The organism is Streptococcus sp. 79 (genome assembly GCF_013277425.1).
Classification (GTDB): Bacteria; Bacillota; Bacilli; order Lactobacillales; family Streptococcaceae; genus Streptococcus; species Streptococcus pseudopneumoniae.
The window spans coordinates 1-7176 of sequence record NZ_VMMW01000088.1 but is presented as its reverse complement, the minus strand read 5'-3'; the positions used below and the strand labels follow the sequence as shown (position 1 = coordinate 7176).

Sequence of the window (7176 nt, the reverse complement as noted above, 5' to 3'; positions counted from 1 at the left end):
TTTGATTTTAGTCCAGTATGAGAATTCGATGACAGCATTGAAACGGTTAAGGAATTCTGGACGGAAGTAAGGTTTCAAACGATCCATCAATTCTGGTTTATCCGCATCTTCTGTCAAGTTGGCTTCATAGCCAAATCCAGCATTTGAGGTCGCAATAATGACAGTGTTCTTGAAGTTTACTGTATTTCCTTGACCATCTGTCAAACGACCATCATCTAGAACTTGGAGGAGAAGGGTAATAACTTGAGGGTCAGCCTTTTCAATTTCATCCAAGAGAATGATAGAGTATGGATTGCGACGAACACGTTCTGTTAAGGTATTGCTATTGTCATCATAACCCACATAGCCTGCTGTTGTACCAATTAGCTTAGAAACAGCTGTACGGTCACTGTATTCAGACATATCCAAACGGATAATCGCATCCTGGGTTCCAAACATATCGAGTGCCAATTGCTTAGCAAGCTCCGTCTTACCAACCCCAGTAGACCCTACAAAGAGGAAGCTGCCGATTGGGCGATTTCCTTCATCAAAACCAGCACGGTTACGACGGATAGCACGAGCTACAGCTTCTACGGCCTTATCTTGACCAATCACCTTGTCTTGCAAGCGATGGGCCATATCTTTCAAACGTTCGATATCTGAAGCTCCCATTTGCGATACTGGGATACCTGTCATTCGTTCCACAGATTCAGCCACATCATTGACACTTGCAGTCACTTTCATATCTTCTGTGTGGTTTTCGATTTTCTTTTCCAATTCTGCAATGCGTGTTTTATAGTTTAGAGCTGCTTCAAAATCTTCTGCTTCAACTGCTTTTTCTTGCTTGTCTTTTTCCGTTTCGATTTCACGTTCAACAGCATGAACATCTGTTACTGGATGCTGAGCTGCCAAGTGAGCCGCCGTTACATCGACAAGGTCGATAGCCTTATCTGGCAAGCTACGTTGAGGAATGTATTGAACAGAATAATCCACCGCTGCTTTCAAAACTTCGTCTGGCAAGATGACATTGTGGTGTTGCTGATAGAGGTCACGAATTCCTTGAAGAATTTTATATGTATCCTCTGCTGAAGGAGCATTGACCTTGACTTCGTTGAACCGACGAGCAAGAGCTGCATTCTTCAAGATAGTGTTACGGTATTCATCTTGAGTCGTTGCCCCAATCACTGTCAATTCTCCACGAGAGAGAGCTGGCTTAAGAATGTCTGCAAGCCCTTTAGAACCACTGTCTCCACCAGTGCTACCTGCACCGAGGATTTGGTGAATTTCATCAAAGAAGAGAATAATATTCCCTGCTTCTTTCACTTCATTGACTAGGTTTTGAACGTTTTCTTCAAAACTACCACGGTATTGAGTACCAGCCTCAAGACCAGAGATGTCAATTGAAATAATTTCCTTATTCTTGATAGCAGCTGGGACATCGCCGTTCACAATGGCTTGCGCTAAGCCTTCGACAACTGCTGTCTTACCAACACCTGCATCTCCGACCAAAACAGGATTGTTCTTGGTACGACGTGAAAGAATTTCAGATGTTTCTTGAATTTCCTTGTTTCGTCCGATAACAGGATCCAACTTGCCCTCACGCGCTTCTGCTGTCAAGTTACGACCTAGTTTAGCAAGGACACCATCTTGTTTCATACCTGAAGCCTGTTGTGGCATTTGTACATCAGCTTCTGCATTTCCTGGTAATTGACCAGTCGCACGATAGTGAGCAAATTCCTCAGGTGTCACTTCACGTCCATTAATCAAGTAACGACGATTTTCAGAACTGTATCCTCGCATACCACCCATCAATTGGTTAAATAAATCATCCATGTTGTTAAAATTATTAAAGTTGTTATTCATATTCTTTACCTCTTTTTGTTATTTATTATTACTGATATTGACTATCTTTGACCTTTGTTTTAAAAAATTTAGACTAGCTAGATTGCCACTCTAGGTACTATTTCTGGTTTTTCTTTTTCAAGCAGGAGTAGACTATCTTTACTTCTGAAGATTTCTAGATTAAACATAGACCCCACCTCTTTCTATTTTACTTTAAACAAGTGTTCTAGTAAGGCTTTCATTTACCTTACGTTCATAATATACTACATTAGTCAGAAAAGGTCAAGGATTTTGACTTTAATTGACCAATATTTTTTAAAAAGCAAAAACACCCCGAAACATCAGGGTGCCATTCTTACATCAAATATAAAATTGCTAGGGTCAGGAGACTTGCTAGAAGCCCCACTCCCCAAAAGAAGAAGTCAACCTTCCACTCGCTCCAAGGATTTCCTTTACCAGACAATCCTCCAAGCTCAAAATGGTGATGGACAGGCGTCATACGGAAAATACGTTTACCACCTGTCAGTTTAAAATAGCTGACTTGCATCATGACCGAAGTTGTTTCAAAAACATACACAATTCCGATAATCAAGAGAGTCCATTCTTGGTGGAGAGCCATAGAGATAGCTGCCAGCATTCCACCTAAAGCCAAACTTCCCACATCACCCATAAAGACCTTGGCAGGCTTATGGTTAAAGATGAAGAAACCGAGCAAACCACCAATCATAGCAAGAATCACTAGAAGGATGTCCATCTGACCTTGCACATAGGCAATAACTCCATAGGCAGACAAACTAATCACAACGGAAATACTAGCTAGACCGTCAATACCGTCTGTCAAGTTGACTGCATTTGAAAAACCGACTAGCCAGAAAAGGGCGAAGAAAATATAGAAAATCCCCAGATGCACTTGGTAACCAAAGACTGAAAGCATATCGCCCCCACGCTCATAGAAAAGATAGAAGATAACTCCACCTAGAAGCTGAAGAGCCAATTTTTGCTTAGGATTCAGCCCCTCATTGATTTTGCGAAAAACCTTGAGAAAGTCATCTAAAAATCCGACCAAGCCATACAAGACCAAGATGAACAAAATCATTCCCACATTATTGCTGAATTGGCTACTAAATAGGGCGAAAAAGAAAGCAAGCAAAACAGAAGTAATTAAGAAAACCAAACCTCCCATTGTAGGAGTCCCAGCTTTTGCCTGATGCTGTTTGACATCCTCATGCATCTGCTGGCCTGTAATTTGCGCCTTTCTATAAAATTGGATAAAGGCCGGAATTCCTACTACAGTTAGTAAAAATGTCACAATTCCAGCACTGATGGAAATAAACATATTAGTCTCCTAAAGTTAATGTAATTTTTTTAATATCCTTGATAGCTGTGTTAGCTCGAACATCTTGCTTCTGCACAGTAGAGCCCGAACCTTCAAATGCAAGTTCTATATTGAGCCACTTAGCAAAGGTCTCAGCAGTCTCCTTTGTCCAACCATACATGTCTGGAACTTCCTCTGCTTTATCAGATAAGATCAGGACTTGCTGATTCGGGGCAAGATTCTTCCCTTCTTCAGCAGAACTGTTTTTAATCTTCGTTCCTGTTCCCACAACAATAGGTTGTACAAGATTGCGACGCAATTCTTCTGCTAAATCACCAGGTGAAATATCCTTGACACTAGGCATATGATAAGGACTTTGTTGACTTACTTGCTCCAAAGCTTTAGCTGTTGTTTGAAGATTGAGAGAGTCTTTCATAGCTGAAGCCCGCTCCAAGATAGGATTGGCAAATTCTCCCAACTGAATACCTGAATAATGTTCAGGTTGTTGGACCGTCACATACAAGATAAAATCAGGATTTTCAGCCGGATTCATCGATACAGCCGAGAAAATATAGTTAGTTAACCCAACTAGATAACCACCATTTTTCTCGTCAGCAATCTGAGCCGTACCAGACTTGAGGGCTACATTTTGCCCAGGAACAGTTACAGTTGGCTTGCCTGTGCTGTGGTTATACATGGTTCCATAAACCGGATCCGTCCCTACCAAAACCATGTTAGTCCGAGTTAGACTAGCTGCATCTTTAGAAACAGGATTTCCCACAATTTCTTTTTGAGATTTCCGAGCAGTTTGATCATTTGGATCATAAATGGCACTAATAAATTTAGGCTCCAGCATGACACCGTCATTAGCAATAGCTGTAAAGGCACGAATCATTTGCGTCTGGGTCACTGAAATCCCTTGCCCAAATGAGCTTTGCGCAATGTTAACGATATTATCCGCAGGAAGTTGCCCAGCATACTCATCCGTCAAACCGAAACGGGTCGGAACACCAAATTTAAAACGATTAAGATAATCAAGCCAGGTAGCATCTCCCATCTTTTGCTCAAGGAGGGTCATCCCCACGTTACTTGAGTGTGCAAAACCTTGAGAAAAAGTCATCATTCTGCCACCAGTCAATCCTTCATTGACGTCCCAATCTCGAATCGTGGCATCTGCAATTTTTAACTCACTACTATTGAAGACTTCTCCTCCTGGAAAGGTATTATTATCAATAGCAGCAGCCAACATCATCACTTTCATAGTGGAACCTGGCTCATAGTTACTTTGATAAAGAATATCACGCCAGACAAAGTCCTTAGTGATTCCTTCCTTAGTATCGGCATCAAAGGTTGGTCGTTGCGTTGTTGCCAGAATTTCCCCTGTTTTAGCACTGACCAAAGTCGCTGTCATGTACTTTCCTTTTACCTTCTCTTGAAAAGCATCCATCTGGGTTTCCATAAAGGACTGGAGAGGGCTGGAAATGGTTGTATAAACATCCTTGCCATCTACCGTTTGTTGGGAAACTTGTTCTGTTCCAGGTACAATATTACCCAGACGATCCTTTTCATAGGTAATAATGCCGTCTGTCCCTGCAAGAATACTGTTCAAGGAACTCTCCATTCCAGAGGTTCCCAGCAAGCTCTTGCTTCCATCTTCATTTTCATGGAGCTGAGCTAATCCGATAAAACTAGAAGCAAATTGTCCGTTTGGGTAACTACGATTGGGACTGGTTGTAAAATCAATCCCCTTGACCTCTGCAGTTTCCAACTCTTTTTTGATAGACATCATATTGGCATAGGTAATCCCATTGCCCTTCGAACCAAAGGAAACTTGCTTGAGATTAGGTTGCGAGAGTTGCTCTCTTACATAGGATTCTTCCATGTCCAGATACTTATGAAAGACCTCTGCAACCTTGTTAAATTGTGTTTTTTCTACGTAAAGAATCTTACCCGTTGCTGACTTATAGTTCTCATCAATAACCGCATAGACATTATAAGATGTCGCATCCTCAGCAATAGGGACTCCATTTCGGTCATAAATAGTCCCACGTTTGGCAGGAACTGTACGGGTGGTTTGATGAACCTTCTTAGCTTCCCTCGCTAAATCTGTTCCAAAGCGAGTGCCCGTCCCAATAATGACCGCAAAATTGACTAAAAAAACGGCAAAAACAAAGACAGATAATAAACTCAGACTTTTTCCAACTCTGCGTCTGTTTTCAGCCGGCGATTTCCGATTTTTCGTCGCATAACGGATTACTCTTTTTGTCCACTTCATATCTTACTCCGCTATTCGAATATTTTCATTGTTTAATTGCAAATCGTGTGAATTGGCAATCTCTTTCAAACGTTCTGCACGTAATAGTTCATTGACCTCTTGCTTGGCATCGTCCAATTCGGTCTTCTTTTCTTCTATCTGCGCATTGATTTTTGTCAAATCATTCTGCACTTGCAAGAGCTTGGTCTGCATAAAAATAATACTAATGGCTACAATAAGAGTGGTTACAGCAATGGAAAAGTAAAAAGCTTTTTCCACACGCGAAAACCGTTTAAGTTGCATCTGTAGTATTTGACCTGTTTTTTCCATTCTTTCTGCCATCATTTTTCCTCTTACTTGTGAATTTTTCTGGCCACGCGCAACTTGGCTGAGTGCGAGCGGTTATTGGCTTCTAATTCTTCTGCACTTGGCAAGATTGGCTTACGGGATACCAATTCCATCTTGGGCTTGAGATCATCTGGGATGAAAGGCAAACCTTTTGGAACTTCAACTGTTGAAGCTTCCTTAAACAATTGCTTGGTCAAGCGGTCTTCCAAGGAATGAAAGGTAATCACTGAAATTCTACCATCCAGAGTCAACATATCCATAGACTGCTGGATGGACTCATCTGCCGCTCCCAGTTCATCATTGACTTCAATTCGAATAGCCTGGAAAATCTGCTTAGCAGGATGCCCCTTCTTCTTGAGTTCCTTGGCAGGTTTGACCAACTTGATAATCTCTGCTAACTCAGTCGTTGTCTCAATCGGCTTCACTTCACGCGCTTGCTCAATCTTACGCGCAATCTGTTTAGAGAATTTATCCTCACCGTATTTGAAGAAAATACGAACCAAATCATGATAGTCATAATGATTAACCACTTCATAGGCTGTCAGACTAGCATCCTGATTCATCCGCATGTCCAGTGGCGCATCCTTTTTATAAGAAAAACCACGCTCACGCTGGTCCAATTGAGGACTAGACACTCCCAAGTCATAACAAATTCCATCAATTTCCTGAACACCAGCTTCGCGCAAACGTGCCTGTAAATGACGGAAGTTATCCTTGATAAAGGTCACCATTCCCTTCTCAATGTAAGGTGCCAAGCGTTTTTGCGCATTGTCAATGGCATTCTGATCCTGGTCAAAGGCATAGAGATGGCCTTTTTCACTTAATTTACTTAATAAATACTCGCTATGGCCTGCTCCACCCAAAGTCGCATCAACGTAGATACCGTCGGGCTTTACGTCAAGCATATCAATCGTTTCATGGAGTAAGACCGTTACATGATGAAATTCTTTTGTCATATCTTATCTATTTTACCACAAATCCGACCAGCTTGCACTAGTCAGACAAATCAGACAAGGAGGCCAAATTTCAAGTTCAAGTTAGCCATGAAGAAGTCTTCTCTGGGTGATTTGTAGTTCAAGCATTTTTTAGGATAGTTATTAATCCAATTTTCGATGAATGCGACTTCTTTGGGAGTCGTTTTCTTAGTTCCCTTAGGTAACCATCTCCGAATGAGCCTGTTGTGATTCTCATTAGTTCCCCTTTCCCAAGAGGCATAGGGGTGCGCATAATAGATATGTTCCTCAGAAAATACATCAGACAAGCGGTTAAATTCTGTACCATTATCTGCCGTGATGGACAGAATCTTGTCTTGTTTTAAGATGAGTTTTAAAGCCTGATTGACCGCCTCAGCACTTTTATTTGGAATCAATCGGATAATTTGATGCCTAGTCCTTCGATCAGTTAAGACCAGTCAAAAATAATTTTTAACCCTGGTAAG

The 7176-nt window shown here is 41.5% G+C and carries 5 protein-coding genes and 1 pseudogene; all 6 read right to left on the bottom strand.

The features are described from left to right. Positions 1–1842: ATP-dependent Clp protease ATP-binding subunit (locus HT729_RS10090; RefSeq protein WP_172926284.1), on the bottom strand; the 1842-nt coding region annotated here is incomplete at its 3' end. Between the two features lie 334 nt (positions 1843–2176). Next, positions 2177–3157, bottom strand: a complete 981-nt coding sequence (gene mraY / locus HT729_RS10085; RefSeq protein WP_138700695.1) for a phospho-N-acetylmuramoyl-pentapeptide-transferase — start codon at positions 3155–3157, stop codon at positions 2177–2179. Position 3158: 1 nt separating this feature from the next. Then, the gene (gene pbp2X / locus HT729_RS10080) at positions 3159–5411 is read right to left on the bottom strand and encodes a penicillin-binding protein 2X (protein ID WP_172926285.1); all 2253 of its coding nucleotides are present in this window, start codon (positions 5409–5411) and stop codon (positions 3159–3161) included. 3 nt (positions 5412–5414) lie between these two features. Next, positions 5415–5732, bottom strand: a complete 318-nt coding sequence (gene ftsL, locus HT729_RS10075; protein ID WP_000840840.1) for a cell division protein FtsL — start codon at positions 5730–5732, stop codon at positions 5415–5417. 11 nt (positions 5733–5743) lie between these two features. Then, on the bottom strand, positions 5744–6694 hold the full coding sequence (rsmH, locus tag HT729_RS10070) for a 16S rRNA (cytosine(1402)-N(4))-methyltransferase RsmH (RefSeq protein ID WP_172925156.1): 951 nt from the start codon (positions 6692–6694) through the stop codon (positions 5744–5746). A 50-nt stretch (positions 6695–6744) separates the two neighbouring features. Next, positions 6745–7176 (bottom strand): annotated as a pseudogene (locus tag HT729_RS10065) (IS30 family transposase); the annotation flags it as partial.